This window comes from Comamonas sp. MYb21, from assembly GCF_037479395.1.
Classification (GTDB): domain Bacteria; phylum Pseudomonadota; class Gammaproteobacteria; order Burkholderiales; family Burkholderiaceae_C; genus Comamonas.
The window spans coordinates 348,217-373,544 of sequence record NZ_JBBGZC010000001.1 but is presented as its reverse complement, the minus strand read 5'-3'; the positions used below and the strand labels follow the sequence as shown (position 1 = coordinate 373,544).

The 25,328-nt window shown below is 64.0% G+C and carries 26 protein-coding genes and 2 tRNA genes; 9 read left to right on the top strand and 19 right to left on the bottom strand.

Annotated features, from left to right (window positions below):
* Window positions 1–86: 86 nt before the first annotated feature.
* From WH367_RS01710 to WH367_RS01690, 5 genes are all read right to left on the bottom strand, one after another.
* Window positions 87–1,577, bottom strand: a complete 1,491-nt coding sequence (locus WH367_RS01710; protein WP_339533914.1) for an ABC transporter substrate-binding protein — start codon at window positions 1,575–1,577, stop codon at window positions 87–89.
* Between the two features lie 95 nt (window positions 1,578–1,672).
* On the bottom strand, window positions 1,673–2,524 hold the full coding sequence (locus WH367_RS01705) for an ATP-binding cassette domain-containing protein (RefSeq protein ID WP_339533912.1): 852 nt from the start codon (window positions 2,522–2,524) through the stop codon (window positions 1,673–1,675).
* Complete coding sequence (locus WH367_RS01700) at window positions 2,521–3,546, bottom strand: ABC transporter ATP-binding protein (RefSeq protein WP_021025010.1); 1,026 nt, start codon at window positions 3,544–3,546, stop codon at window positions 2,521–2,523. Before WH367_RS01700 ends, WH367_RS01705 begins: the two co-directional genes overlap by 4 nt.
* Before the next feature lie 9 nt (window positions 3,547–3,555).
* Entirely contained in the window at window positions 3,556–4,467 is a 912-nt protein-coding gene (locus WH367_RS01695) for an ABC transporter permease (RefSeq protein ID WP_339518406.1), read from the bottom strand.
* Window positions 4,468–4,474: 7 nt separating this feature from the next.
* Complete coding sequence (locus tag WH367_RS01690; RefSeq protein WP_339533910.1) at window positions 4,475–5,437, bottom strand: ABC transporter permease; 963 nt, start codon at window positions 5,435–5,437, stop codon at window positions 4,475–4,477.
* Window positions 5,438–5,637: 200 nt separating this feature from the next.
* On the opposite strand from WH367_RS01690, the gene WH367_RS01685 reads away from it, so the two are divergent.
* Window positions 5,638–5,895, top strand: coding sequence for a YfhL family 4Fe-4S dicluster ferredoxin (locus WH367_RS01685; RefSeq protein ID WP_021025013.1), 258 nt, complete (start codon window positions 5,638–5,640; stop codon window positions 5,893–5,895).
* 43 nt (window positions 5,896–5,938) lie between these two features.
* Here the strand turns inward: WH367_RS01685 and pth are convergent, their stop codons facing one another.
* From pth to WH367_RS01650, 7 genes are all read right to left on the bottom strand, one after another.
* Window positions 5,939–6,547, bottom strand: coding sequence for an aminoacyl-tRNA hydrolase (pth, locus tag WH367_RS01680; RefSeq protein ID WP_339533909.1), 609 nt, complete (start codon window positions 6,545–6,547; stop codon window positions 5,939–5,941).
* A gap of 105 nt (window positions 6,548–6,652) precedes the next feature.
* Entirely contained in the window at window positions 6,653–7,243 is a 591-nt protein-coding gene (locus WH367_RS01675; protein WP_021025015.1) for a 50S ribosomal protein L25/general stress protein Ctc, read from the bottom strand.
* Window positions 7,244–7,372: 129 nt separating this feature from the next.
* Complete coding sequence (locus WH367_RS01670) at window positions 7,373–8,338, bottom strand: ribose-phosphate pyrophosphokinase (RefSeq protein WP_021025016.1); 966 nt, start codon at window positions 8,336–8,338, stop codon at window positions 7,373–7,375.
* Window positions 8,339–8,394: 56 nt separating this feature from the next.
* A tRNA-Gln gene (locus WH367_RS01665) sits at window positions 8,395–8,471 on the bottom strand.
* 40 nt (window positions 8,472–8,511) lie between these two features.
* The gene (gene ispE, locus WH367_RS01660) at window positions 8,512–9,369 is read right to left on the bottom strand and encodes a 4-(cytidine 5'-diphospho)-2-C-methyl-D-erythritol kinase (RefSeq protein WP_339533907.1); all 858 of its coding nucleotides are present in this window, start codon (window positions 9,367–9,369) and stop codon (window positions 8,512–8,514) included.
* A gap of 22 nt (window positions 9,370–9,391) precedes the next feature.
* Window positions 9,392–9,898 carry an outer membrane lipoprotein LolB gene (locus WH367_RS01655; RefSeq protein WP_339533906.1) on the bottom strand — a complete coding sequence of 169 codons (507 nt, stop codon included), beginning with the start codon at window positions 9,896–9,898 and terminating at the stop codon, window positions 9,392–9,394.
* Window positions 9,895–11,670 (bottom strand): tetratricopeptide repeat protein, encoded by a 1,776-nt coding sequence (locus WH367_RS01650; RefSeq protein WP_339533905.1) that lies wholly within the window; start codon window positions 11,668–11,670, stop codon window positions 9,895–9,897. The genes WH367_RS01655 and WH367_RS01650 overlap by 4 nt, the downstream gene beginning before the upstream one ends.
* 45 nt (window positions 11,671–11,715) lie before the next feature.
* On the opposite strand from WH367_RS01650, the gene mutM reads away from it, so the two are divergent.
* From mutM to WH367_RS01635, 3 genes are all read left to right on the top strand, one after another.
* The gene (mutM, locus tag WH367_RS01645) at window positions 11,716–12,528 is read left to right on the top strand and encodes a bifunctional DNA-formamidopyrimidine glycosylase/DNA-(apurinic or apyrimidinic site) lyase (protein ID WP_339533904.1); all 813 of its coding nucleotides are present in this window, start codon (window positions 11,716–11,718) and stop codon (window positions 12,526–12,528) included.
* A gap of 70 nt (window positions 12,529–12,598) precedes the next feature.
* The gene (gene mutY / locus WH367_RS01640; RefSeq protein WP_339533902.1) at window positions 12,599–13,636 is read left to right on the top strand and encodes an A/G-specific adenine glycosylase; all 1,038 of its coding nucleotides are present in this window, start codon (window positions 12,599–12,601) and stop codon (window positions 13,634–13,636) included.
* A 107-nt stretch (window positions 13,637–13,743) separates the two neighbouring features.
* Entirely contained in the window at window positions 13,744–13,980 is a 237-nt protein-coding gene (locus WH367_RS01635) for a DUF2789 domain-containing protein (RefSeq protein ID WP_339533900.1), read from the top strand.
* Between the two features lie 12 nt (window positions 13,981–13,992).
* On the opposite strand, the gene rapZ is transcribed toward WH367_RS01635, so the two are convergent.
* From rapZ to WH367_RS01620, 3 genes are read right to left on the bottom strand one after another with little or no spacing between them, the layout of a single operon-like run.
* Complete coding sequence (gene rapZ / locus WH367_RS01630; RefSeq protein ID WP_021025023.1) at window positions 13,993–14,886, bottom strand: RNase adapter RapZ; 894 nt, start codon at window positions 14,884–14,886, stop codon at window positions 13,993–13,995.
* A complete protein-coding gene (gene recN, locus WH367_RS01625; protein ID WP_021025024.1) occupies window positions 14,876–16,534 on the bottom strand; it encodes a DNA repair protein RecN in 1,659 nt (552 codons plus the stop codon). The genes rapZ and recN overlap by 11 nt, the downstream gene beginning before the upstream one ends.
* Window positions 16,531–17,433 carry an NAD kinase gene (locus tag WH367_RS01620; RefSeq protein ID WP_312988822.1) on the bottom strand — a complete coding sequence of 301 codons (903 nt, stop codon included), beginning with the start codon at window positions 17,431–17,433 and terminating at the stop codon, window positions 16,531–16,533. The genes recN and WH367_RS01620 overlap by 4 nt, the downstream gene beginning before the upstream one ends.
* A gap of 300 nt (window positions 17,434–17,733) precedes the next feature.
* Here WH367_RS01620 and hrcA point away from each other — a divergent pair, with 300 nt between their 5' ends.
* Both hrcA and WH367_RS01610 read left to right on the top strand, forming a co-directional pair.
* A complete protein-coding gene (hrcA, locus tag WH367_RS01615; protein WP_260720237.1) occupies window positions 17,734–18,735 on the top strand; it encodes a heat-inducible transcriptional repressor HrcA in 1,002 nt (333 codons plus the stop codon).
* Window positions 18,736–18,787: 52 nt separating this feature from the next.
* Window positions 18,788–18,864 (top strand) — tRNA-Ile (locus tag WH367_RS01610).
* A 120-nt stretch (window positions 18,865–18,984) separates the two neighbouring features.
* Here WH367_RS01610 and WH367_RS01605 read toward each other — a convergent pair.
* Window positions 18,985–19,320 (bottom strand): type II toxin-antitoxin system PemK/MazF family toxin, encoded by a 336-nt coding sequence (locus WH367_RS01605; protein ID WP_339533898.1) that lies wholly within the window; start codon window positions 19,318–19,320, stop codon window positions 18,985–18,987.
* Entirely contained in the window at window positions 19,314–19,613 is a 300-nt protein-coding gene (locus tag WH367_RS01600) for an AbrB/MazE/SpoVT family DNA-binding domain-containing protein (protein WP_339533897.1), read from the bottom strand. Before WH367_RS01600 ends, WH367_RS01605 begins: the two co-directional genes overlap by 7 nt.
* 127 nt (window positions 19,614–19,740) lie before the next feature.
* Between WH367_RS01600 and WH367_RS01595 the strand changes: the two genes are divergently transcribed.
* Window positions 19,741–20,223, top strand: coding sequence for a GreA/GreB family elongation factor (locus WH367_RS01595; protein ID WP_339534125.1), 483 nt, complete (start codon window positions 19,741–19,743; stop codon window positions 20,221–20,223).
* Here WH367_RS01595 and WH367_RS01590 read toward each other — a convergent pair.
* On the bottom strand, window positions 20,220–21,017 hold the full coding sequence (locus WH367_RS01590) for a hypothetical protein (protein WP_339518390.1): 798 nt from the start codon (window positions 21,015–21,017) through the stop codon (window positions 20,220–20,222). The two genes, WH367_RS01595 and WH367_RS01590, sit on opposite strands and share 4 nt — an antisense overlap.
* A 650-nt stretch (window positions 21,018–21,667) precedes the next feature.
* Between WH367_RS01590 and WH367_RS01585 the strand changes: the two genes are divergently transcribed.
* Together WH367_RS01585 and ygiD are read left to right on the top strand one after the other, a co-directional pair.
* The gene (locus tag WH367_RS01585) at window positions 21,668–22,711 is read left to right on the top strand and encodes an NAD(P)-dependent alcohol dehydrogenase (RefSeq protein ID WP_339533896.1); all 1,044 of its coding nucleotides are present in this window, start codon (window positions 21,668–21,670) and stop codon (window positions 22,709–22,711) included.
* 134 nt (window positions 22,712–22,845) lie between these two features.
* Entirely contained in the window at window positions 22,846–23,733 is an 888-nt protein-coding gene (gene ygiD, locus WH367_RS01580) for a 4,5-DOPA dioxygenase extradiol (RefSeq protein WP_021025032.1), read from the top strand.
* On the opposite strand, the gene pdxR is transcribed toward ygiD, so the two are convergent.
* Window positions 23,734–25,212 carry a MocR-like pyridoxine biosynthesis transcription factor PdxR gene (gene pdxR / locus WH367_RS01575; RefSeq protein WP_339533895.1) on the bottom strand — a complete coding sequence of 493 codons (1,479 nt, stop codon included), beginning with the start codon at window positions 25,210–25,212 and terminating at the stop codon, window positions 23,734–23,736.
* Window positions 25,213–25,328: the final 116 nt, after the last annotated feature.

Sequence of the window (25,328 nt, the reverse complement as noted above, 5' to 3'; positions counted from 1 at the left end):
GGGTAAGGACGCAGAATAAAAAACGCCCATCTCGGCAGGCCGTAGATGGGCGATGTGCTGGTTTGAAGCCTAGCGCAAGACCGGGCTCAAGCCCAGTACATGGATGACAGGTCGTTGATGAAGATCGGCATGTCCTTCCAGAGACCTCGCACGTTCTTGGCGGCAATGGTCACCCATTGCGGCTGGTACAGGAAGACGTTGGCGGCATCTTCGGCCAGCAGGCGCTGCGCCTCGCCCAGCAGGCGCGAGCGGTCAGCAGGACGCGCTTCAAGCTTGATCTGCTCGAACAGCTTGTTGAACTTCTCGGACTTGTAGCCCCAGTAGTAATCGGGCCGGGTGTAGTTCTCCAGATCGAAAGGCTCGACGTGCGAGATCAGCGACAGGTCGTAGTTCTTGTTGGTGTAGGTGCCCGAGAGCCACTGCGCCCATTCCACATTCTGCAGCTTGACCTCGACACCGATCTTGGCCAGTTGCGCGGCAATGATCTCGCCGCCCTGGCGCGCATACGGCGTGGGGGGCAGGGTCATGCTCAGGCTCAGTGGGGTCTTCACGCCGGCCTCGGCCAACAGCTTCTTGGCCTTTTCCACATCAAAGGGGTTGATGCCGGTGGTGTCCACATAGCCATAGGCGCCGGGCACATAGTGGCTGCCAATCGGCACGCCCAGGCCTTCGGCCGCGCCGGCGATGACGGCCTTGCGGTCGATGGCCGCGGACAGCGCACGGCGCACACGCACATCATCGAGCGGCTTGCGGCGCTCATTGATGGCGACGATGGTCTTGGCGCGCGAGCCGGAGATGACCACCTGGTAGCGCGGGTTGGTCTTGAACTGGTCGATGCCTCGGGCCGAGACGCGCGGGAAGATGTCCACATCACCGGCCAGCAAGGCGGCGACTTGCGCAGCGGCATCCGAGATGAAGCGGAAGGTGGCGCGGCGGATACGGATGCTGCCGGGGTTGCGGTACTGCGGCCAGGCCTCCAAGGTGATGGACGCGCCCTTGCTCCAGTTGCCCAGCTTGTAGGGGCCGGTGCCGATGGGCTTGGTGGCGTTGCTGTCGGCGCTCTTGGGCTCGACGATGATCGAGGTGGCCTGGCCCAGCACAAACAGCAGGTCCGGGTCGATTTCCTTGTTCAGGATCACCACCGTGTGATCGTCCACCACCTGGGCCGTCAGGTTGGCGAAGGTGCGCTTGTCCTTGTTGGTGCTCTTCTCGCCGGCCGCGCGGTCAAAGGAGAACTTGACGCTGTTGGCGTTGAAGGGCTCGCCGTTGTGAAAAGTCACCCCGTTGCGCAGCTTGAAGGTGTAGCTCTTGAGATCGGGCGAGACTTCCCAGCTTTCGGCGAGCAGCGGCGAGACACTGCCGTCCGAGTTGATCTTGGTCAGCGTCTCGTAGAGGTTGTAGTGCGTGATCTCGGCAATCGACGAGGCGGCGCCGGCGGTCGGGTCCAGTCCTGGTGGTTCCAGCGTCATGCCCAGCACAACGGTGTCTTTCTTGGCCTGCGCCTGGGCGATGCCAGGCAGCCACAGCGGCAGCGGTGCCAGGGTGCCTGCGGCAAGCAGGTGTCTACGGTTCAGCATCCGGGTACTCCTTGGATAGGGTTTTATTCAATTTATGGGGGAAAGCTGCGGAGTGGCAACGCCCTTGCCGGGCGCGCCGAGAAGCTCAAACACGGTTATACAGGACTTGCGCCAATCCCTGCTGGCATGCGGTGTCGGCGTGGCCGCACCTGGGGCACGGCCTGCACCAGTTTTTGCGTATAGGGATGCTGGGCATGCTGGAACAGCTCGCTGGGCGCGCCGCGCTCGACGATCTCGCCCTGGTAGAGCACCACCACGGCGTCGCAGAGGTGGTTGATGACGGCCAGGTCGTGGCTGATGAGCAGGTAGGTGATGCCATGCTCGCGCTGCAGGTCCTGCATCAGGTTGAGCACCTGGGCCTGTACCGACACGTCCAAGGCGCTGACCGGCTCGTCGGCAATGATCAGCCGGGGCTTGGTGATCAGCGCACGGGCGATGGCGATGCGCTGGCGCTGGCCGCCGGAGAACTCATGCGGGTACTTGTCCACATCCTGCGCGCGCAGGCCCACCTGCTGCAGCACCTGGCTGGCGCGCTCACGCTGCTCGGCCCGCGAGGCGGTGTTTTGCGCCTGCAGCGGCTCGCTGACGATGCGCTCGACGGTCTGGCGCGGGTCGAGCGAGCCATAGGGGTCCTGGAACACCATCTGGAAATCCTTGCGCGCGCGCTGCAGAGCGGCCGCTTCCATGCGGTGCAGGTCCTGGCCTTCGAGCAGCACCTGGCCGGAGGTCGGCTGGTCCAGCGCCATCACCAGGCGCGCCAGGGTGGACTTGCCCGAGCCCGACTCGCCAACGATGCCCAGGCTCTGGCCGGCATGCAGCTCAAAGCTCACGCCCTTGAGGGCCTGCACCGTGGGGGGCGCGGAAAACAGCTTTTCGCGGGGCAGGGTGTAGGTGTGCACCAGGTCGCGCACCTGCAGCAAGGGGGTGTCGTGGGGGGCTGCCGTCATGCGGGGGTCTCGTCAGGGGTCTCGGTGGCGATGGCGTAGGCCTCGGGGCGCAGGCAGTGCACCTGGTGCGTCTCCTGCGGATGGGTCGATGGCAGCGCCACGCTGGGCGGCCTTTGCACAAAGCAGGGGGCCTGGGTAAAGCTGCAGCGCCCGGCAAAGGTGCAGCCTGCGGGCAGGTCGACCAGCTCGGGCACCGAGCCGGCAATGGTGTGCAGGCGCTGGGGCTGACCCTGGATGCGCGGCTGCATGCTGGGGCGCGCGGCCAGCAGGCCCCGGGTGTAGGGGTGGGCCATGTGCTCGAACACGGCCTCGGTGCTGCCCGATTCGACGACGGTGCCGCCATACATCACGACCATCTTGTCGACGTTCTGCGAGATCACGCCCAGGTCGTGCGAGATCAGCAGCAAGGCCATCTGGCGCTCCTGCACCAGCCCATTGATCAGGTCCAGGATCTGCTGCTGGATGGTGACGTCCAGCGCCGTCGTGGGCTCGTCGGCGATCAGCAGATCCGGGCCACAGGCCAGCGCCATCGCAATCGTGATGCGCTGGCGCTGCCCGCCCGAGAACTGGTGCGGATAGGCATCAAAGCGTTGCGCCGGCTGGGCGATGCCGACGCGGTCGAGCAGCGCAATCGCTTCTTCACGGGCCTGGCGCGCGCTCCAGCCCTTGTGCAGGCGCAGCGGTTCGCTGATCTGGCGGCCAATGGTGTGCACCGGGTTGAGTGCCGTCATCGGCTCCTGGAAGATCATCGCAATGCGGTTGCCGCGCACGCTGCGCCACCAGTGGTCGGGCTGCTGCACCAGGCTTTGGCCGTCGAGCTGGGCGCTGCCGTTGACCTGGGCCGACTCCGGCAGCAGGCCCATCAAGGCCATGGCCGTGATGGACTTGCCGCAGCCCGACTCGCCAATCAGGCCCAGGGCCTGGCCGCGCTCGATCTGGAAGCTGACATCGCGCACGGCGCGGGCGGGGCCCCGGTGGGTTTGCAGCACGATTTCCAAGTGCTGTACATCGATCAATGCCATGGCAACTCCTTAGCGCTTGCGGGCCAGACGCGGGTCAAGCAGGTCGCGCAGACCGTCGCCCAGCAGGTTGAGCCCCAGCACCGACAAGGCAATCGCCACGCCTGGGAAGACGGCCAGCAGCGGCGCCTGGAACATCAAGGTCTGTGCCTCGCTCAGCATGCGGCCCCAGGACGGCTGCGGCGGCTGCGTGCCCAGGCCCAGGTAGGACAGTGCGGCCTCGGCCAGGATCGCAATCGCAAAGCGGATGGTGCTCTGCACGATCAAGGTGGCCGAGATATTGGGCAGCACATGCTGCCAGGTGATGGCCCAGGCGCCCTTGCCGCAGGCGCGGGCGGCGGTGACATATTCGCGCCCCCAGATGGTGTTGGCCGAGCCGCGTGCGATGCGGGCGAACATCGGGATGTTGTAGATGCCGATGGCCACGATGGCATTGATGATGCCCGGGCCGAACACGGCAGTCAGCATGATGGCCGAGAGAATCGCGGGGAAGGCCAGCGAGAAATCGGCCAGGCGCATGATGGCCTCTTCAACCCAGCCGCGTTTGGCAGCGGCCAGCAGGCCCAGCGCCGTGCCAACCACGACGCCGATGCCCACGGCAATGACGCCGACCAAAATGGAAGCACGCGCGCCCAGCAGCAGCTGCGAGGCGACATCGCGCCCATAGGCATCGGTGCCCAGCCAGTGGGCGAGCGATGGCCCTTGCAGCTTGGCCTCCATGTTCATCTCGAAGGCCGAGTGCGGCGTCCAGACATAGGACAGGCCAGCGGCGAGCAAGAGCAGGGCCGTGAGCACCAGGCCAATCATGAAGCTGGGGTTGCGCAGCGCGCGGCGCCACAGCGTGTTGCGGGATGCCGTGTGGCCAGGCGCTGGGCTGGCAGCGGGCGTGGGCAGGATGGGGGCGACGGAGGTAGGCGGTTGCATGGCGTGCTCAGATATCGCTGGCTTTGGTGCGGGGGTCGATCCAGGCATAGAGCAGGTCCACCACGAAATTGACGATCACCACCATGGCGGCGAGCAGCATCACGCAGTTGCGCACCACCATCAGGTCCCGGTTGGCAATGGCCTGAAAGATCAGCCGGCCCATGCCGGGCAGGTAGAACACGTTCTCGACCACGATGGTGCCGGCCATCAGCTCGGCAAACTGCAGGCCCATCACGGTGACGACGGGCACCAGCGCATTGCGCAGCACATGGCCGTAGAGTGCTGCGCGTTGCGACAGGCCCTTGGCCCGGGCGGTGCGCACAAAGTCCTCACGCAGCACTTCGAGCACCGACGAGCGCGTGATGCGTGCCAGAATGGCCGCCTGCACCACGGCCAGCGACAGCGCCGGCAGCATCAGCGATTTGAGCGCCGCCCAGGGCGAGCCGCCCGAGGCCTCGGTCCAGCCCGGAAAGCCGCCGGCCGAGAACCATTTGAGGTGCACCGAAAACAGCAGGATCAGCAAGATGGCGAACCAGAAATTGGGGATGGCAATGCCCAGCTGAGCCATGCCCATGACGCTGACATCGCCGAGCTTGTTGTGGCGGCTGGCGGCATAGATGCCGGCGGCCAGTGCCACCACGGTGGTGATGGTCATCGCCATCAAGGCCAGCGGCAAGGTGAGCGCCATGCGCTCGGCAATCAGTTCGATGACCGGGGTGCCGTAGCTGTAGCTATTGCCCAGGTCCAGGTGCACGAGGCCCGAGATCCAGTGCACATAGCGCTCCCAGGCGGGCTGGTTGAGCCCGAGCTGTTCGGCCAGCTCAGCGACTGCTTCGGGCGCGGCATCGGGCCCCATCAGCATCTGGGCGGCGTTGCCGGGCAGGATCTCCAGAACGAGGAAGACGACAATCGAGGTGCCCAACAAGGTGAGCAGCAAGGTGAGTGTGCGCTTGAGAATGAAAAGACCCATGGGTAGCCGTCGTGGTTAGGAAAGGCGCGCAGACCTGCTGGTGCTTGTTGTATTTTTTCGCAGCGGCAAGCATAACGCGAACAATTCCGACACACCATACATGCTTACTCGCAGTGCCACGAGTATGGCTAAGGAGGTCGCGGGATAATGTCGCTCATGTCACACTTCTTCCCCCGTGCTGGAATCTTGGAGACGCATCCATGGCCTTGATGATTACCGATGAGTGCATCAACTGCGATGTGTGTGAGCCCGAGTGCCCCAACGATGCCATCTCGATGGGGGAGGACTACTACGAGATCGATCCGCACCGCTGCACCGAATGCGTGGGCCACTTCGATGAGCCCCAGTGCGTGCAGATCTGCCCGGTCGCCTGCATTCCGGTGCACCCCGATTTTCAGGAAGACAAGCCCACCTTGATGCAGCGCTATGTGCGCCTGCAGGCCGACAAGGGCCTGTGACTGCGGGGTGATCGGGTGGTGATGGGCGTGTAGCCCGGCGCGCTCAGAGGGCCTCTGGGCGCGGCGGCTTGGGCCGCTGGGGCTTGGTGGTGTGGATCTTGAGCGTGGCCTTTTCCATGTCGCCGGCCAGCAGCTCGGGCGATGCCTGCAGCGCATGAATGATGCTGTCCTCGATCAGCTTGCGCTGGTCGGGTGCGGGCTTGCGCAGCACCCAGTTGGATACCTCCTGCTTGTCGCCGGGGTGGCCGATGCCGATGCGCAGGCGCCAGTAATCGGACGATCCCAGCTGCGCATGGATATCGCGCAGGCCATTGTGGCCGCCGTGACCTCCGCCGCGCTTGAGCTTGACCTGGCCGGGCGGCAGATCGAGCTCATCGTGCACCACCAGAATCTCTTCAGGCTTGATCTTGAAAAAACGTGCAAGGGCGCCGACCGACTTGCCCGACAGATTCATGAAGGTCTGGGGCTCGAGCAGCCAGACCGACTCGCCCTGCACCGAAGTACGTGCGACCAGGCCATAGTAATTGCGGTCGGGCACCAGCTGCAGGCGCAAGTCCTGGGCCAGCGCATCAATCCACCAGAAGCCGGCGTTGTGGCGCGTGCCTTCGTATTCAGGGCCGGGGTTGCCGAGGCCAACAAACAGCTTGATCATGGGCGGATGGAATGGGGTGGTGGGAAGAATGAAAAAAGGCTGCATTGACCAGCAATGCAGCCTCTGGCTTGCAGACGCCAGGGGCGTCAGCAGCTTGCTGTGCGATTAAGCAGCAGGCGCTTCGCCTTCTGCAGGTTCAGCAGCGGCAGGAGCGGCCACGGACACCAGCGCAGGGTTGGTTTGTGCAGCCAGCTTCACGCCCTTAGGCAGAGCGATGTCCTTCAGGTGGATGGTCGAGCCCTTTTCCAGCTTGCTCAGGTCCACCGCGATGAATTCGGGCAGGTCCTTGGGCATGCAGATCACTTGGATTTCGGTCACAACCGGGGTCACCAGGTACTTGTCGATCTTCACTGCTGGGGATTCTTCAGCACCGCTGAAGTGCACTGGCACCTTCATGGTCAGCGCGGTGTTGGCATCGACGCGTTGGAAGTCGATGTGCAGCACCAGCTGCTTGTAGGGGTGGTATTGCACGTCGCGCAACAGCACTTGGCTCTTGGCGCCGTCCAGGTCCAGTTCCAGCACGGATGCGTGGAAGGCTTCCTTCTTGAGGGCGTACCACAGGCTGTTGTGGTCCACTTCGATCAACTGAGGCTCAGCAGCAGCACCGTAGATGATGCCAGGCGTACGGCCAGAATTACGCAGGCGGCGGCTCGCACCCGTACCTTGCTTAGCGCGCGCAAAAGCGACAACGTTCATTTTATTACTCCAATGTGGGATGAACCGCGACCAGTTCACCCGGTTAAAAAGGCCGCTACAAATTGCAGCGGCCAGCGAAAACTATCTATTTTAGCAGAAAGCAGAAAAAGGGCCTTGCGGGCCCTTTGATCAGTCGGCTTCCTGGAACAGGCTCATCACCGATTCGCCGGTGGCGATGCGGTGGATGGTCTCACCGATCAGCGGTGCCACCGACAACTGGCGGATCTTGCTGCAGTTGCGTGCTTCGGCTGACAGCGGGATGGTGTTGGTCACCACGACTTCGTCCAGCGCCGCGCCGTTGCCGATACGCTCGATGGCCGGGCCCGAGAAAATGGGGTGCGTGCAATAGGCGTAGACCTTCTTGGCGCCACGTTCCTTCAGCACTTCCGCCGCCTTCACCAAGGTGCCTGCGGTGTCGATCATGTCGTCCATGATCACGCAGTTGCGGCCGTCGATGTCACCGATCACATGCATGACTTCGGACACATTGGCCTTGGGGCGGCGCTTGTCGATGATGGCTAGATCGCAATGGAGTTGCTTGGCCAGTGCGCGTGCACGCACCACACCGCCAACGTCCGGCGACACAACGATCAGGTCTTCGTAGTTCTTCTGGCGCAGATCACCCAGCAGCACAGGCGATGCATAGATGTTGTCCACCGGAATATCGAAGAAGCCCTGGATCTGGTCGGCGTGCAGGTCCATCGTCAGCACGCGGCTCACGCCAGCGGCTTGCAGCATGTTGGCCACCACCTTGGCCGTGATGGGCACGCGGGTCGAGCGAACACGGCGGTCCTGGCGGGCGTAGCCGAAATAGGGGATCACGGCGCAGATATGCTCAGCCGATGCACGCTTCAGGGCGTCGACCATCACCAGCAGTTCCATCAGATGGTCGTTGGTGGGCGCGCAGGTAGGTTGCACCACGAACACATCGCGGGTACGGACGTTTTGCTTGATCTCGACGGTGACTTCACCGTCAGAGAAACGGCCTACGTCGGCGTTACCCAAAGAGGTATGGAGGTGTTGTGCAATTTCAGAGGCAAGTTCGCGGTTGGCGTTGCCAGTGAAAACCATGAAGTCTGGATGATGGTCTTGCATAGCGTCCCAGTGGGTATGGGTTAGCTGTGTGCGTTGCTTGTACGCGGTAAGAAATATGGCAGGGGAAGAAGGATTCGAACCTTCGCATGCCGGAATCAAAATCCGGTGCCTTAACCAGCTTGGCGACTCCCCTACAAGAATTGGTGCTAAGCATCACCAATCCTTTGAAACTTTCAGTCTTGGGTCCAGCCTCTGAGAGGATGTTCCATCAGACTTGTGCAATCTTTCACTGTCCAGTCTTGTGAAAAACTGCTCTGGCAGCTATTAGCTTGCATTTTCTTCACTGCGAAAACTGCGCTACCTGAGCCCGTCATTCTAGCATGTAATCCTTGTGATTTCAAAAAGTCAGAAACTTTTTTTATCGAAGGGCACAGGCTTTCTGCGACCGGCTGCAAGTCGTTTCGACCGAAGTCAAAGTTCTCTGCAGCGAAGCTCGTCATTGTAGCAGCTTCTGAATCGCGTTTTAGGTTCGGACTTGAAAAAATAAGTTTCGTATCCAGACCCTCTTGCGGCTTCACAACTACCAGCGCGGTGTCTGCTAGTTGCTGCTCGTTTTCGAGTGGACGTATTATGTCACCGATTCCTTCGACCCAAGCCGATTTTCCAAAAATAAAAAACGGAACATCGGCGCCCAGCGTCAAGCCGATGCGCTGCAGTTCGCTGCGCGAGAGCTTCAAATCCCAGAGCTGGTTCAGGGCCAGCAAGGTGCTGGCGGCATCGGAGGAACCGCCGCCCATGCCCGCCTGGGCCGGCAGGTTTTTATGCACGCCGATGTGCACGCCCTGCTTGCAGCCGGTGGCCTGCTGCAAGGCCCGCGCGGCGCGGGTGATCAGGTCATCGGCGGGCAGCGGGGTGTTCAGGTCTTCGCGGCTGATCTGGCCGCCGCTGCGCAGCTCAAAGTGCAGCGTGTCGGCCCAGTCGATCAGCATGAAGACCGACTGCAGCAGGTGGTAGCCATCGGCGCGCCTGCCGGTGATGTGCAGGAAGAGGTTGAGCTTGGCAGGCGCGGGAACGTCGTACAGCGTACGCATGGATCAGGGTCTCACAAAAAAATCATGGCGCATCGAGCACGATGCGCAGGCTGGCTTCAGGCAGGGGATGGAGACGGCGGGCCAGAATCTTGCCTTCGCTGCGCGCCTCCAGATCGGCCTGCCAGCCGGCCGCCTCCGTGGGCTTGCCCTGCAGCCAGTCAAACAGCGCAGCAATCGGCAAGCTGGTGCCCAGCAAGGTCCGTGTCAGCTCATCGAGCGAGCTGGCCTGGCGGGTTTGCGTGCCTTGCTGCGCGCTCGCCTGGCCGGGTGACCATTGCACGCGCGCCACGATATTGCCCAGCGGGTTGAGCAGCACCAGCTCACCCGAGTCGGGGCTGCCCGACAGCTCAAAGCTGCCGCTGGTGGTTTGCGGGGGGCTGTCCAGCACCTGCACCGACATGCGGCCCGACCAGTAGGTCTTGCCAGGGGCTGCTTCCAGCTGGCGCGCTGCCGTGCTGCAGGCCGAGAGGAGGGGGAGCAAGCCGGTGCCGATGGCAGCCAGGCAGAGCTGCCTGCGCTGCAGCATCATGGCTTGATTCCCAGGCGCTCAAAGGTCTTCTTGACCATGTCGTTGTTGGGTGCGGTTTTCAGAACCGTGCGCAGCAGCTCTTCGGCAGGCCGTGTCTTGCCCTGTTTCCACCAGACTTCGGCCAGGTGGGCGCCAATCTCGGCATCGGGCTGCTTGGTGTAGGCCTGCTCCAGCAGCTCGGCGGCGCGCTCGAGGTTGCCCAGCTTGAACTCGACCCAGCCGAGGCTGTCGGTGATGAAGGGATCGCCGGGCGACATGCTCAGCGCCTTTTCGATCAGGCTCTTGGCCTCATCGAGCTTGAGGCCGCGATCGGCCAGCGAGTAGCCCAGCGCGTTATAGGCATGGTGAAAATCGGGCTGCAGCTCGATCAGCCGGCGCAGCTGGGTCTCGGCCAGTTCCATGTTGTTCATGCGCTCGGCCAGCATGGCCTGCTCGTACAGCGCATCGGGGTCTTGCGGCTGCAGCGCGACCAGGCGGCCTTGCAGCTCCAGCGCCTTGGCATAGTTCTTGGCGGTCTTTTGCAGCTGCACCTGGGCGGCCAGCTTGGCGCGTGCCTCGCCGGCGTTGCCCTCGGGCAGTTGCTCCAACAAAACCGCTGCGGCGTCGTAGTTGCCCTGCTGCATCTGGATGGAGGCCTTGCGCAAGGTGGCCAGCGCGGTGTTGCCGGCCTTGGCGATCTCATCGGCCCAGCGGTCGGCCTCGGCCCATTTCTGCTGGGCCTCGGCCATCTGCTCGCGCAGCATCAGGCTCTGGATGCGCACTTCGCGCTGCAGCACGGCCGAGGGGAATTTGTCGATCAGGGTGTCGAGCTTGAGCAGCGAGACATCGGCCTCGGTGTACTGCTTGAGCTGGGCCTCCAGCGCGGCCTTCAGCATCCAGGCGTCGGCAGATTCGGGGCTCAGGCGCGTGGCATTGTCCAGCTGGGCCTTGGCCTCGGTAAAGCGCTCGGCGTTCATCAGGCTGCGCGCATAGGCCAGGTGGGCTTCACCGCTCTTGGACTTGTCCAAAAAGTCCACCACCAGCGCCTCCGCCCCGGGCACGCCGGCGTTGACCAGGTCAGCAGCCAGCTTGGCTGCGCTTTCGTTGTCGGGGTTGAGTTGCAGCGACCGGCGGGCGGACGCCAGCGCCTCGGTCTTCTGGTCGGCGGCCAGCTCCATGCGGCCAATGGCGGCCCAGGATTCGGGGCCGGTGGCGGGGTTTTCCAGCTCGGGGGTCAGCGCCTCGCGCACAATGCGGGCGGCCAGCTCCTGGTCGCTCAGGCGCCGGTAGATGCTGGGGATGGCGCGGATCCAGTCGAGCTTTTCATCGGGCTTGGCCAGCGCGATCTCTTGCTTGAGCAGGGGGCCGGTTTCCTCGCCATGGTTGGTCGAGAGCATCACCTGCAGCATGTAGCGGCTGGCTGCGCGCGATTGCGGAAAGGCGCTTTTCCAGGCCTGGGCCACCTCGGTGGCACGGCTGGCAGAGCGCGACAGCAGCGCCAGCTGCGCGCTGCGCTGGTAGACCTTTTCGTCACCCGAGCGGCGGGCGGCATCGAGCAGCAACTCCACGCTGGTGGCCGCATCACCGCGGTAGGCATACATTTCGCCCAAAAGCAGCTCGTAAAAAAGCTCCGCATCCAGCTCGACTCTGGCATCATCGGCGCGCTCGGCCGCCGCCAAGGCCAGTTGCCGCTGGGCAGCGCCATGCTGCGGTGCTTGGGCAGGCGCTGCAAACGCGGGTGCCATCAGGCCGGAGGCCAGAAAATAAGCCAGTAAACGAAGTTTTTGCGTCATCGGCCCATAATAAACGATGCCCAAGGGCCTTGCAGAAGGAAGAAAGTGCCAGAGTTACCAGAAGTGGAAGTCACGCGGCGGGGATTGGTTGCGCCGCTGCAAGGCGCGCGCATTGCCGCCGTGCGCATGGGCAAGCCTTTGCGCTGGCCGCTGGGCATCGACACCGCCGCGCTGGCCGGGCGCACCATCACCGAGGTGCAGCGCCGGGGCAAATACATCGTGCTGGTGCTGGACCAGGGCGTGGTGCTGATCCACCTGGGCATGTCCGGCAGCCTGCAGGTCAGCCCCATGGATGCGCCCGCCGGCCCGCATGACCATTTCGACCTGTTCACCGACCAGCACCTGCTGCGCCTGCATGACCCGCGCCGTTTTGGTGCGGTGGTCTGGTCCGCCGATGCCGACTCCGGCATGGCCGCCAAGCTGTTGGCCAACCTGGGCGTGGAGCCTCTGGGTGCCGGCTTCAGCGTGGAGCACCTCTGGGCCGGGCTGCAAAAGTCGCGCACACCGATCAAGCAGCTGCTGCTGGGCGGCCAGGTGGTCGTGGGCGTGGGCAATATCTACGCCAGCGAGGTGCTGTTCCTGGCCGGCATCGCACCCACCAAACCGGCCAACCAGACGACGCGGCCCCAGGCGAAACGCCTGCATGCAGCGATTGTGGAGGTGCTGACCCGCTCGATTGCGCTGGGCGGCAGCACCTTGCGCGATTTTGTCCAGGTCAATGGCTATGCCGGTGCCTTCCAGGCGCAGGCCAGCGTCTATGGCCGGGCCGGAGAGCCCTGCCCGCAATGCGGCCAGCCGGTGCAGCTCATCAAGCAAGGGCAGCGCAGCACCTATTACTGCAAGCGCTGCCAGAAATAAACGCGGGCCTGGCAGGCCGCCCCAGAGCGGCCAGGCCCACCGATAACTACTCCCCCCGAGAACAGCGATTGTGAGTCGATTTTCCGAACAGATCGTGGCCTGGCAGACAGTCCACGGAAGACACCATCTGCCGTGGCAGAACACCCAGGATGCCTACCGCGTCTGGCTGTCCGAGATCATGCTGCAGCAAACCCAGGTCAGCACCGTGCTGGGCTACTACGAGCGCTTTTTGCAGCGCTGCCCCACGGTGGCCGATCTGGCCGCGGCCAGCGATGAAGAGGTGATGGCGCTGTGGAGCGGCCTGGGCTACTACAGCCGCGCGCGCAACCTGCACCGCTGCGCCAAGGAAGTGATGGAGCGCTTTGGCGGCGCGTTCCCGCACACGGTCGAAGAACTCTCGTCCTTGCCGGGCATTGGCCGTTCGACCGCAGGCGCGATTGCCTCGTTCTGCTTTGCGCAGCGCGCCGCCATTCTGGATGCCAACGTCAAACGGGTGCTCACCCGCGTGCTGGGCTTTGAGGATGACCTGGCCAGCAGCGCCGCCGAGAAAAAGCTCTGGGCGCTGGCCGAAGACCTGCTGCCCACCACCGACCTGGCGCGCAATATGCCGCGCTACACCCAGGGCATGATGGACATGGGCGCCACCATCTGCACCGCCAAGAAGCCCAGTTGCCTGCTGTGCCCGGTGCACGGCGATTGCGTGGCCCACCGCAAGGGCCAGCCCGAGCGCTATCCCGTCAAGACCAAGAAATTGAAGCGCAGCGCCGCTAGCTGGTGGCTGCTGTGCTGGCAGCGGCCCGATGGCGCCATCTGGCTGGAAAAGCGCCCGGCGCCCGGCATCTGGGCCGGCCTGTTCTGCCTGCCGGTCTATGACAGTGAAGAGGCGCTGCTTGCGCAGTCGGCACAGCACGGTGATGCCTCGGAGGCGGTGCATGCCCGGCCTTTTCTGCATGTGCTCACGCACAAGGATCTGCATCTGCACCCGGTGCGGATACCCGTTGCCAGCGATGGTGTGCCCACGCCCTCGGGCCAGTGGTGCCTGCCTGCGCAATGGCCCGATCTGGGACTGCCCGCGCCGATTCGCAGCCTGCTGCAGCGCGGGTTTTGAGGCGGGCTCGGCTGCCGGCACTGGCGTCCATTACCGGGCTTGTCCTGCAAAGGGCGCCGCTGCCCGGCGCTTAGACTGCAGCCATCCTCTTGTCTTGAAAGTACTCCATGGAGCCCACGGTCCACCCCTTCTCGTCGCTGTTCCAGCAACTGGGCCTGCCCGATGATGACGCCTCGATCCGCCAGTTCATCGAATCGCACCGCCCGCTGCCCGACAAGGTGCTGCTGGCAGATGCGGCATTCTGGTCGCCAGCGCAAGCCCGTTTCCTGCGCGAGAGCATCAGCGCCGATGCTGATTGGGCGAACGTGGTGGACCAGCTCAGCGTCGCCTTGCGCGCCGAGTAAGCAGCGCGGGCATCAGCTTTTTTTGGCGCCCAGCTCGCGGTGGCGCTGCAAGGTGGTCCAACGGCCTTGAAAGTGCTGGGCCAGCGCATTGACCAGGTAGACCGAGCGGTGCTGGCCGCCGGTGCAGCCCACCGACACGGTGGCGTAGCTGCGGTGGTTCTTCACCAGCTCGGGCAGCCAGTTGTCCAGAAAACGGATGATATCGGCCTGCATCTGCAGCACCTTGGGCTGCTGCGCCAGGAAGTTGGCAACCGGTGCTTCCAGCCCGGTGTGGGGGCGCAACTCGGGCTCGTAGTAGGGGTTGGGCAGCATGCGCACATCGAACATGTAGTCGCTGTCGATGGGGATGCCATGCTTGAAACCAAAGGACTGGAACAGCAAGGTCAGGCTCGATTGCGGTGCCTGGATCCACTCCTTGATATAGGCCTGCAGCTGGGAGCCGCGCATATTGCTGGTGTCGATCACATGGGCCTGCTCGCGCAGATCGGACAGCAGCGCACGCTCCTCTTCAATCATCTGCACCAGCGCGCGCGGGCCTTCCTGCAGCTTTTCGTTGGTCAGCGGGTGGCGCCTGCGGGTTTCGGAGAAGCGGCGCATCAGCGTGTCGCGCTGCGCATCCATGTAGATCAGCCGTACCTGCGCGCCCGCTTCGCGCAGCCGCTCGAGCTGCTCGGGCACCAGGTACAGGCCCTTGGCGCTGCGCGCATCCATTGCAATGGCCACGCGGCTGCCGTGCTGCCAGTGCTCCAGCGACACCAGGGCCTGCATCAGCTCGGGCGGAAAGTTGTCCACACAGTAGTAGCCCACGTCTTCGAGCGCATGCAGTGCCACGGACTTGCCCGAGCCGGCCATGCCGGTGATGACCACCACTTCCAGCGGCTGCGGGGCAGATGTCTTATCGGTCATTCATTCCTCCGGCAATCATCTCTTGGGCATGCGCCCGGCTGGTGGCCGAAAGGTTTTCGCCGCCCAGCATGCGGGCGATTTCATTGACCCGCTCGTCATCGGCCACGGTACGGATATGGCTGGTGCTGCCGCCCTTGCTGCGCTGCTTGGCCACCAGCAGGTGGTGGTCGCCGCGCGCAGCCACCTGGGCCAGGTGGGTGACGGCCAGCACCTGGCGGTCACGGCCCAGCGCACGCATCACACGGCCCACCGCATCGGCCACCGCGCCACCAATGCCCGAATCGATCTCGTCAAAGATCAGGGTGGGCGCCTGGCCGAGCTGGCTGGTCGATATTGCAATGGCCAGCGAGATGCGCGAGAGCTCGCCGCCCGAGGCCACCTTGGCAATCGGCTTGGGATCGGTGCCGGGGTGGCCGGCGACCAGCAGTTCCACATCGTCAATGCCATCGCTGCGCGGCTCGCGTGCGGGGCTGACCTGGGCGACAAAACGGCCGCCGGCCATGCCCAGGTCCTGCATCGCAGCGGTGATGGCCTTGGACAGGCGCTTGGCCGCCTGCTGGCGCGCCTGGCTCAGCGTAGCGGCCACTTTTTGGTAGGCCTCCTGTGCCTGCTGGGCGTTCTTGCTGAGTTGCACCATGTCGGAGGAGGCTTCGAGCGCCAGCAGCTCGGCATGCCAGCCCTGCAGCAGCGCGGGCAGGTCTTCGGGCGCACGCTTGTAGCGCCGCGCCAGCGATATCCAGCTGCCCAGGCGCTGGTCCAGCTGTTCGAGCTTGTCCGGGTCCAGCTCGGCATGGCGCAGGTAGCCGTTGAGCGAGCGCATCACATCCTCGAGCTGGGCCAGGCACGACTCCAGCGATTCGGCCATCGCCGAAAAACCCGGCTCCACATGGGCCTGATCCTGCAGCGCATGCAGGCTGCGGTTGACCTGGGTGAGCGCGCCGCCGTCTTCGCCTTCCAGGCTGGCCATCGCGTTGTTGGCCGCGTCCATCAAAGCCTGGGCATTGGACAGGCGCCCATGCTGGGTGTTGAGCTCTTCCCATTCCTGCGGGCCGGGCGCGAGCTTGTCGATTTCGGCGATCTGCCAGAGCAGGCGTTCGCGCTCGCGCTGGTGGGTTTCTTCCATGCTGCGCGCTTGCTGCAAGGCCTTGTCGGCACTGCGCCACAGCGCATAGGCGCGTTGCGTGGGGGTGCTGTCGGCACCGGCATAGGCGTCGAGCAGCTGGCGCACCGATTCGGGCTGGGTCAGCCCCTGCCAGGCATGCTGGCCATGGATATCGACCAGCGCGCCGGCAATGCTGCGCAGCTGCGTGGCGGTGGCGGGCACGCCATTGATCCAGAACTTGCTCTTGCCCTGCGCATCGATCACGCGGCGCAGCAGCAAGGTTTCCTCACCCGGCATGTCGTTGTCGGCCAGAAAGCCTTCGAGCGTGGCGGGTGTATCGAACTCGGCCATCAGCTCGGCGCGGCTCGCGCCCTGGCGCACAAAGCCGGTGTCGGCGCGGTGGCCGAGCACCAGCTGCAAGGCATCGATCAGGATCGATTTGCCGGCACCCGTCTCGCCCGTCAGCGCCGTGAAGCCGGGTTGGAAATCCACTTCCAGTTGCTCGACGATGACGAAATCACGCAAGCCAATGCGTCTGAGGCTCATGGCGTGATGCCTCCTTCGTTCCAGCCCAGCTTTTTGCGCAGGGTGGCGTAGTAGTTCCAGCCCCGGGGGTGCAGAAAGCGCGCCTTGTGCGGCGCGCTGCGCACCAAAATCTTGTCACCGCGCAGGATGGAGGCGAGCGACTGCATGTCGAAATTGGCGGCCACATCGCGCCCGCCAATCACCTCGATCGAAATCTCCTGCGTGTCCGGAATCACGCTGGGCCGGTTGGACAGCATATGCGGCGCAATCGGTGCCATCACCCAGCAGGGCACCGTCGGGTGCACGATGGGGCCGCCGACCGACAGCGCATAGGCCGTCGAGCCGGTCGGGGTGGCAATGATCAAGCCATCCGCGCGCTGGTTGGCCACCAGCTGGCCATCGACCTCGACCCGCAGCTCGACCATGCCCGAGGTACCGCCCCGGTTCACCACCACATCGTTGAAGGCCAGGGCCTCGAACACGCATTGGCCTTCGCGCATCACGCGGGCATGGATCATCGAGCGCACTTCTTCTTCGTACTCGCCAGCCAGAATCGCCGACAGCGGGCCCATGAAGGTCTGCAACGGCACATCGGTCACAAAGCCCAGGCGGCCCTGGTTGATACCGACCAGCGGCGTGTTGTACTGGGCCAGCTCGCGCCCCACGCCCAGCATGGTGCCGTCACCGCCCAGCACAATGACCAGGTCGCAGCGTTCACCGATCTCCTGCATGCTGAGCGTCGGGTAGTGTTCCATGCCGGTGAAGGCGGCGGTTTCCTTCTCCAGGAATGCAGTGCCGCCCTGGGCCTCGATATAGCAGGCGATCTGGCTGAAAGCCGCATAGGACTGCTGGCGCACCTCGGCAGTGGGCGGTGCATGGTGTTTGCCGATCAGGGCAATGTGTTGGAAGCGAGACTGCATACGCAAATTACATCACCAAAGTGGCGTAATCTTTTTGAATTTCTTGAGCAGCCCCAGGTGGCGGCTGCCGCCTGCCCTGCAAAGGCGGGCCGCGCCGGTGGCCGGGACTGGGCCTGGAGCTGCGCTGGCGCCTGCAGGCAGGCACGCGGGGCAGCTACGGCTTCATTGTTGCATGGGCGCCATAAGTCGGGTGCGTGGTAGCCATCTCTGGGGTCCGGCCGCTGGCTGGCGTGCTCCGGGTATCCCTGCTTCTAGCCCGAACGCGCCTGCTGGTGCCAAGGACACGGATAAAATGCGCCCATGCTCGATGACCGCGCCCGGCTGCTGCTCAAAACCTTGGTGGAACGCTATATAGCGGATGGCCACCCAGTGGGCTCCCGCGCGCTCACGCAGGCGCCGGGGCTGGACTTTTCGCCGGCCACGATCCGCAATGTGATGGCCGACCTCGAAGGCCTGGGCCTGATTGCCAGCCCCTACACCTCGGCCGGCCGCATCCCCACCGCCAAGGGCTACCGCCTGTTTGTAGACACCATGCTGACGGTGGACCCGGACCAGGTCGTGTCGGCCGAGATTGCGCCTGAGCAGCCGCAAAAGGTCATCACCAGCGCTGCTGGCGTGCTGTCGGAGCTGTCGCAGTACGTGGGCGTGGTGCAGGCGCCGCGCAAAAGCTCGTCATTCCGCCATATCGAGTTCTTGCGCCTGTCGGAAAAGCGCATCCTGCTGATCCTGGTCTCGCCCGAGGGCGATGTGCAGAACCGGGTGATCTTTACCGAGTCGGACTATTCCCAAAGCCAGCTGATCGAGACGGCCAACTACCTCAATGCCCATTACGCCGGCCTGGCGATGGAGCAGGTGCGCCAGCTGCTGCGCAAGGAAGTGGACAGCCTGCGCGACGAGATCGCCGCACTGATGCTGGCGGCGGTGAATGTCGATGAAGACGCCCAGGAGGCGCCGCATGAGCTGGTGATTGCCGGCGAGCGCAACCTGCTGGCCGTCAGCGATTTCAGCAACGACATGACCAACCTGCGCCGGGCCTTTGACCTGTTCGAGCAAAAGACCCAGATCCTGCACCTGCTGGAGAACTCCAACCGCGCCGAAGGGGTGCAAATCTACATCGGTGGCGAGAGCCAGCTGCTGTCCGTCGAGGAGCTGTCGGTCGTCAGCACCCCCTACCAGGTCAACGGCAAAGTCGTCGGCACCCTGGGCGTCATCGGCCCCAAACGCATGCCCTACGAGAAGATGATCCAGATCGTTGGAATCACCTCCAAGCTCGTATCCAACGCGCTGAGCCATCCGAAATAGACGCTAGAATGCAAAGCTTCACTCGCCAGGGCTTCTGGCAGGTGGTGGTACCGGGGCGTTAGCTCAGTTGGTTAGAGCAGAGGACTCATAATCCTTTGGTCGCGGGTTCAAGTCCCTCACGCCCTACCAGATTCATTGGCTGCACAGCTATCATTTTTGATGCTGTGTGGCTTTTTTATTGGCGGGCATAGGCATGGCATCCGCAGTTGGGGCGGGGTGCAATCCAAGATCACCCGCGTGGCGGCTATGTCAGGAATACATTTCTCGCAGAACCTTGAGACAAGCTTGCGTTACCTGGGTTTTCAGGTCACCTCGCTTATCAACCAGGCGTGACTTGTCTACTGCACGCATTTGGTCCAGGAGGATCAAGCCCTGGCAGCTTTGAAATGTCACCGGCACGCGAAAAGGGGCAGCATGGCTGCCGGTTGTCATCGGCGCTACCGTCACGATACCCAAGGCGAGGTTCATCTCATCGGGTGACAAGACGACACAGGGACGTGTCTTTTGGATTTCTTTGCCTTGTGTGGGATCAAGGTTGATCAGCCAAATCTCGCCGCGCTTGATGGGGTGGCTTGCGCTCACCATTCGACAGGTCCGTTGGCTCGTTGCGGGTTGGAGATGTCTTCATCCCATACAAGATCGGCATCTGCTGAGTTGCCAAACTCTCCCATGACAAGGCGGTCATCCTGCGATTGTGCGACCGCTGCAGCCGCTGCTGCCCAACCGCTGCGCACAGCAGGCTGGGCCTTGATAACGATGGATCCGTCAACGACTTGCACATCGGCAACCTGTGCGGTATCCAGGCCGGCCTGCACCAGCAGCGTTTTTGGCAGCACGACTCCTTTGCTGTTGCCGAATGCGCGAATGGTTAATTGCATAGTGACTCCTGAATTATAACTATGTTATTACACTGTCAATGCTCGTGCAAGGTCCGTGGTGTTGGTGGCCAAGGTAGCAAGGCCGTTCATAATCACCCACAAAATTGTTCAAGAGGTCTCTTCCATGGTGGATAAATCCTTGCTGCAGCAGCTGGTGCTGGAGCGGCTGGCCGATGACCTGCGGCAGGTCGAGCAGGCGGTGAGCGCTGCGCATGAAGCGGCGACCCACGAGGAGAATATTGCCGAGAACAAGTACGACACCTTGGGCCTGGAGGCGGCCTATCTGGCGACGGGCCAGGCGCGTCGCGCTGAGGCCATCCGCCAGGCGCTGGTCCATTGGCGGCTCTTTGGCCCGCAGCCCTACAGCGCCAGCAGAGGCATACAGCTGGGCGCGCTGGTTTGCCTGCTGGATGCGGACGAGAAACAGCAGCAGATCTTTCTCGGCCCTGAAGGGGGCAACATGAAGCTGGTCATCGGCGCTGAGTCCATCCAGGTCATCAGCAGCCAAGCGCCCTTGGGCCAGGCGCTGCTCGGCAAGGCGGAGGGTGATGAGCTGACGCTGGTGGTGGCGCAGGCCAGGCAGCAGTTGGAGGTGCTATGGGTTCGCTAAGCTGGCTGAACCCTGCGCCGCGTTTGCACCAGCACCATGGCCACCGCCACCAAGCTGGACAGCAGCACCGCCCCCCAGGCTCCCAGTGCGGGGACTGGGGTGGGTGTGCCCGGGTTGGCCGTCGGGCCGGCTGTCACCGCAAAACTTTGTTGCTGCTGCGGGGCGGCGAAATAGGCGCCATTGCCTGCCTGGTTGGCATTGACCACACAGGTGCCCACGCTGAGAAAGCTCACCGTATTGCCCGTGACCGAACAAATCGCAGCCGCTGAGGGATCGATGGAAAAAACCACCGGCTCGCCCGATTCACCGCCAGTGGCTGCAATGTCGTAGCTGCCTCCCACAGGGGCAGGACTGGGCGGGGTGGAGCTGAAGGTGATGGACTGGGGCGTGGCGCCATCCGAGGAGCCGTTCAGGGTGATGGACTGGGTGCCAAGATTGTCGACTTCAAAACGGAAGGCATCTGTGACGGGGCCCGCAGCAGCCGGCGCAGTGAACGTAAAGCTGATCGTACAGGGCGTGAATTGCGGATAGGGGCCTGCAGCGCAGCTGCTGTCCACGACCGTAAAGGCGGAGTTTGCAGGCGGCGTGACGCTGCTGACATTCAGTATGAATGGCGTGGGGCCTTGGTACTCCACCGTAACGCTCTGCGCTGCCGATACGCTGCCCGCCGCCGTGTTGCTGAAGTTGATGCTGCCTGGCGTGAACAGCAGACCCTGTGCCTGCGCGGCCTGCAAGCCCAGCGCGGCAGCCACAGCGATCAGTGACTTAGTAATCCATGAAATGAATATTCTCATACCAACTCCAGATGATTGGAGTGGATGTTGGCACTCGCCTACTTTTTATGTCATCGGGTATAGCCTGACGGCGTCAGCAGCACCGGGCAACAGGAAAGCGCTGCACAAGGAGGCGCTGGACAGCGCATTAGCTGAGCAATAAACAGGACAGGGGAGAGGATCGCCATGCCGCGAGGGCCTATGCCTGTTTCCGGAACACAGACCTGGCAAGGTCCGCTGGAAGGACTTGGGCGGAGCGCGTCGCAAAGACGGCGAGAGCGCTTCAACGTGAAAAAATGCCTGGCTACATGGAGAACCGCTGGCTAGCAAAAACGACCACTGGAGTAAAAACCCAGTAGGTCGCCCCACGATGAAACAAGGAACGGCGGCAATCGCTGAACCTTGGGGTCTATGATATTCGCAAATGAGAATTATTCTCATAAAACCATTTGATGAAAAGGGCGATCAGCGTTTGGCGGCAGCGCCAGCGGTTCGCAAGCCGTCGCCCGGCCCCAGCAGATCTGCCATACAAGGGGCGTAAGATGAACCTGCCTTCATGCGGGCATGGCTGCCCATGCCTGTGCATGGCGGCTGCACCCCGTGCATCAGTGGCTGGCGTGGCCTAGCCTGCGCCATGCGCTGACCTCCACGAACGGAATAGGACCTTCATCATGACCGTCAAAGCCTATGGCGCCCACGCGGGTGACCAACCCCTGCAAGCCCTGAACATCGAGCGCCGCACGCCCGGCGCCCAGGACGTGCAGATCCGCATTGCCTATTGCGGCGTCTGCCACTCGGACATCCACCAGGTGCGCTCCGAATGGGCGGGCACGCTCTACCCCTGTGTGCCCGGGCATGAGATTGTCGGCGAGGTGGCGGCAGTTGGCTCCGAGGTGAGCGATTTCAAGCCCGGGGATCTGGTAGGCGTGGGCTGCATTGTGGACAGCTGCCAGCACTGCGTGGACTGCGGCATGGGGCTGGAGAACTACTGCAACCACATGGTGGGCACCTACAACGGGCCCACGGCCGATGCGCCGGGCCATACCTTGGGTGGTTATGCGCAAAGCATCGTCGTGCACCAGCGCTATGTGCTGCGCGTCAGCCACCCAGCTTCGCAACTGGCTGCGGTGGCGCCGCTGCTGTGTGCCGGCATCACCACGTACTCGCCACTGCGCCACTGGCGAGTGGGGCCGGGCCACAAGGTCGGGGTGGTGGGCATTGGCGGCCTGGGCCATATGGGCATCAAGCTGGCGCATGCCATGGGCGCGCATGTGGTGGCCTTTACCACCTCCGAATCCAAACGCGATGCCGCCAAGGCGCTGGGTGCTGCCGAGGTGGTGGTCTCGCGCAATGCCGATGAGATGGCCGACCATGCCCAGAGCCTGGACTTTATCTTGAACACCGTGGCCGCCCCGCATGACCTGGACCCGTTCTTCAACCTGCTCAAGCGCGATGGCACGATGACCCTGGTCGGTGCGCCTTCTACCCCGCACCCATCGCCCGGTGTGTTTGGACTGATCATGAAGCGGCGCAGCCTGGCCGGATCGCTGATCGGCGGTATCCCCGAGACGCAGGAGATGCTCGATTTCTGCGCCGAGCACGGCATTGTGGCGGACATCGAGCTGATCCAGGCCGAGCACATCAACGAGGCCTATGAGCGCATGCTGCGCGGCGATGTGGCCTACCGCTTTGTGATCGACAACGCCAGCATCTGATGCCTTGAGTGCCTGACGCTCCGAATGCAGTGCATGCCCTGTGCAAGCACTGCATTTTTCTTTGGGGGCTGCGGCGGAACTTGTGCCCCTCGGCCGCCTCAGACAGCGGCCCTTTGTTTTTTGCTCCACGCCCCATGTTGTCACGTCGCTCCCTGGTCCTGTCCGGCAGTCTGTCTGCGGTGATGGCCGCTCTTTTGCCGATGGGCCACGCCCTGGCCCGCAGCCCGCAGCCGCCGCGCAAAATGCCGGTGCTGTTCATCGGCCATGGCAGCCCGATGAATGCCATCAGCGCCAACCCCTTTACCCAGCACCTGCAACGCTGGGGTGCCAGCCTGCCCCGGCCCACCGCCATCCTGGTGGTGTCGGCCCATTGGCTCACGCGCGGCAGCACCGGCGTGACGGTCAACGACAAGCCCGCCACCATCCATGATTTCTCCGGCTTTCCGGCCGAGCTGCATGCAATGCAGTACCCGGCCGCAGGCCACCCGGCGCTTGCTGCCAAGGCGGCCGCGCTGGTGCGCAGTGGCCAGGCGCAGCTGACGGACCAGTGGGGGCTGGACCACGGCACCTGGACCGTCTTGCACCACCTCTACCCCCAGGTCGATGTGCCGGTGTTCCAGGTCTCGATCGACTACAACCAGCCTGCCCCTTACCACTATGCAGTGGGCAAGGAACTGGCCGCCTTGCGCGAGCAGGGCGTGCTGGTCATTGGCAGCGGCAATATCGTGCACAACCTGCGCGCCACCGTGCGCGGCGCACCCGAAGGGCTGATGGCCGCCCGCGACTGGGCGCAGCAGTTTGATGAAGCAGCCAAGCAGGCCTTGCTGGCGGGCAACCACGAGGCCCTGGTGGCCTACCAGCAGCTGCATGCCTCGGCCAGGATGGCCGTGCCCACACCTGACCACTACTGGCCTTTGCTCTACGCCCTGGGCGCTGCCCACGGCAGTGGCCCGGCGCGCCAGGTGTTTGAGGGCTTTCAGTCGGGCACCATCAGCATGCGCTGCCTGCAGTGGGATGCCTGATCAGCGCAGGCTCCTGAGCGCCTGGGCAAGCTGCTGCACGCCCCGCTCAATCTCGGACAGATCCAGCAAGGCATAACCCATCACCACGCCGGCTTCCGCATGCCTGGCCTGCTCCAGGTACAGCGGGCTGATCGGGTAGACGCGCACGCCGCGCTGCGCCGCCGCCTGCACCAGCTGCGCCTCGCAGCTGGCGGGAAGCGCCGGAAACCACACGGCCAGATGCAGGCCGCTGGCAGCGCCCTGGATGCGCACCTGGGTGCCCAAGTGCTTGTCCAAAGCCTGCAGCAAGGCCTGCTGGCGCGCCTGCTGTTTGCGCCGCATGCGCCGCACATGGCGGGCATAGCTGCCGTCGTCGATCAGCTGGGCCAGCGCGCGCTGGGGGCCGGTGGCACTGTGGCGGTCGGTCAGCAGCTTGGCCTGGGCAAACAGGCTGGCGAGCGCCGGGGGCAGCACCATATAGCCCAGGCGCAGCTGGGGCGACAAGGTCTTGGAGAAGGTTCCTACATGGATCACGCAGTCCGCGCTGTCTAGCGACCACAGGCTGGGCTCGGGCCGAACGGTGTAGCGGTAGTCGCTGTCGTAGTCGTCCTCGATCAGCCAGCAGCGCTGCGCACGCGCCCAATCGAGCAGGGCATGGCGGCGGGCAATCGGCAAAAAGCCGCCCAGCGGAAACTGGTGGCCGGGCGTGACATAGGCCAGCTTTGCGGATGCCTCTGCGGTCAGCGCCGCCAGCTGCGAGGTCTGCAGGCCATCGTCATCCACCTCGGCGCAGACCAGCTGCGCACCATAGGCCGCAAACACCTGGTGCGCCATGCGGTAGCCGGGGTTCTCGACGACGACCGGGTCGCCCGGGTTGAGCAGCAGCCGGGCGCAGAGATCAAGCGCATGCTGCGAGCCGTTGACGACCAGGATCTGCTCCGTGCTGCAGCGTATGTCCCGGGTCTGGTGCAGGTGCTTTTGCAGCGCCTGGCGCAGCTCGGGCGCGCCCAAGGCAGACGCATATTCCAGGCGCTGGCTGCGCTGGCCTTCGGCCCGGCGCAAGGCCTTGAGCCAGTGCAGGGTCGGGAAATCGCTGCCCGCCAGCGGCCCGTAGACAAAGTCGATCATCCCGGCCGGATCGGGCGCAGGCGGGCGCAGCGGCATGGCCTGCAGGCGCTGGGCAAAGGCGGACAGGCGATCGCGGTCGGGCAGCTGGCGCTGGGGCTCGGAGGCAGCTGCCGCTTGGCCCTGGGCGCGGATGCGGTCAGCAGCCCCTGCGGCCCCGCGCGTGGCCGCCCCGGGCCGGGTATCGACAAAGCCGTCCGAGGCCAGTTGCTCATAGACCAGGCTCACCGTGCCGCGCGACAGGCCCCGCTCAGCGGCCAGCGCCCGGGTCGAGGGCAGGGCGGTGCCGGCCGCGTAGCTGCCGTCACCGATGCGCGCGCGGAGGTCGCGGTACAGGCTGCGGCTGCCGGGACGGGTGGACGGGTGGGCTGGCATGGCGGGCAACTGGACCAGTGATTTTGTTGAAAACTGGCTATTTTTAACCAGAAGCGGCAGCCGCACAATCCGGGCTTGGCCGCAACCCAGCCCGAGTGCGGCAGCCGTTTTGACAG

Excerpts from the sequence above, each read along its gene's own strand:
- WH367_RS01710 (WP_339533914.1), bottom strand. The coding sequence starts at position 1,577 with ATGCTGAACCGTAGACACCTGCTTGCCGCAGGCACCCTGGCACCGCTG.
- WH367_RS01705 (WP_339533912.1), bottom strand. The coding sequence starts at position 2,524 with ATGACGGCAGCCCCCCACGACACCCCCTTGCTGCAGGTGCGCGACCTG.
- WH367_RS01700 (WP_021025010.1), bottom strand. The coding sequence starts at position 3,546 with ATGGCATTGATCGATGTACAGCACTTGGAAATCGTGCTGCAAACCCAC.
- WH367_RS01695 (WP_339518406.1), bottom strand. The coding sequence starts at position 4,467 with ATGCAACCGCCTACCTCCGTCGCCCCCATCCTGCCCACGCCCGCTGCC.
- WH367_RS01690 (WP_339533910.1), bottom strand. The coding sequence starts at position 5,437 with ATGGGTCTTTTCATTCTCAAGCGCACACTCACCTTGCTGCTCACCTTG.
- WH367_RS01685 (WP_021025013.1), top strand. The coding sequence starts at position 5,638 with ATGGCCTTGATGATTACCGATGAGTGCATCAACTGCGATGTGTGTGAG.
- pth (WP_339533909.1), bottom strand. The coding sequence starts at position 6,547 with ATGATCAAGCTGTTTGTTGGCCTCGGCAACCCCGGCCCTGAATACGAA.
- WH367_RS01675 (WP_021025015.1), bottom strand. The coding sequence starts at position 7,243 with ATGAACGTTGTCGCTTTTGCGCGCGCTAAGCAAGGTACGGGTGCGAGC.
- WH367_RS01670 (WP_021025016.1), bottom strand. The coding sequence starts at position 8,338 with ATGCAAGACCATCATCCAGACTTCATGGTTTTCACTGGCAACGCCAAC.
- ispE (WP_339533907.1), bottom strand. The coding sequence starts at position 9,369 with ATGCGTACGCTGTACGACGTTCCCGCGCCTGCCAAGCTCAACCTCTTC.
- WH367_RS01655 (WP_339533906.1), bottom strand. The coding sequence starts at position 9,898 with ATGATGCTGCAGCGCAGGCAGCTCTGCCTGGCTGCCATCGGCACCGGC.
- WH367_RS01650 (WP_339533905.1), bottom strand. The coding sequence starts at position 11,670 with ATGACGCAAAAACTTCGTTTACTGGCTTATTTTCTGGCCTCCGGCCTG.
- WH367_RS01635 (WP_339533900.1), top strand. The coding sequence starts at position 13,744 with ATGGAGCCCACGGTCCACCCCTTCTCGTCGCTGTTCCAGCAACTGGGC.
- rapZ (WP_021025023.1), bottom strand. The coding sequence starts at position 14,886 with ATGACCGATAAGACATCTGCCCCGCAGCCGCTGGAAGTGGTGGTCATC.
- recN (WP_021025024.1), bottom strand. The coding sequence starts at position 16,534 with ATGAGCCTCAGACGCATTGGCTTGCGTGATTTCGTCATCGTCGAGCAA.
- WH367_RS01620 (WP_312988822.1), bottom strand. The coding sequence starts at position 17,433 with ATGCAGTCTCGCTTCCAACACATTGCCCTGATCGGCAAACACCATGCA.
- hrcA (WP_260720237.1), top strand. The coding sequence starts at position 17,734 with ATGCTCGATGACCGCGCCCGGCTGCTGCTCAAAACCTTGGTGGAACGC.
- WH367_RS01605 (WP_339533898.1), bottom strand. The coding sequence starts at position 19,320 with ATGGTGAGCGCAAGCCACCCCATCAAGCGCGGCGAGATTTGGCTGATC.
- WH367_RS01600 (WP_339533897.1), bottom strand. The coding sequence starts at position 19,613 with ATGCAATTAACCATTCGCGCATTCGGCAACAGCAAAGGAGTCGTGCTG.
- WH367_RS01590 (WP_339518390.1), bottom strand. The coding sequence starts at position 21,017 with ATGAGAATATTCATTTCATGGATTACTAAGTCACTGATCGCTGTGGCT.
- WH367_RS01585 (WP_339533896.1), top strand. The coding sequence starts at position 21,668 with ATGACCGTCAAAGCCTATGGCGCCCACGCGGGTGACCAACCCCTGCAA.
- ygiD (WP_021025032.1), top strand. The coding sequence starts at position 22,846 with ATGTTGTCACGTCGCTCCCTGGTCCTGTCCGGCAGTCTGTCTGCGGTG.
- pdxR (WP_339533895.1), bottom strand. The coding sequence starts at position 25,212 with ATGCCAGCCCACCCGTCCACCCGTCCCGGCAGCCGCAGCCTGTACCGC.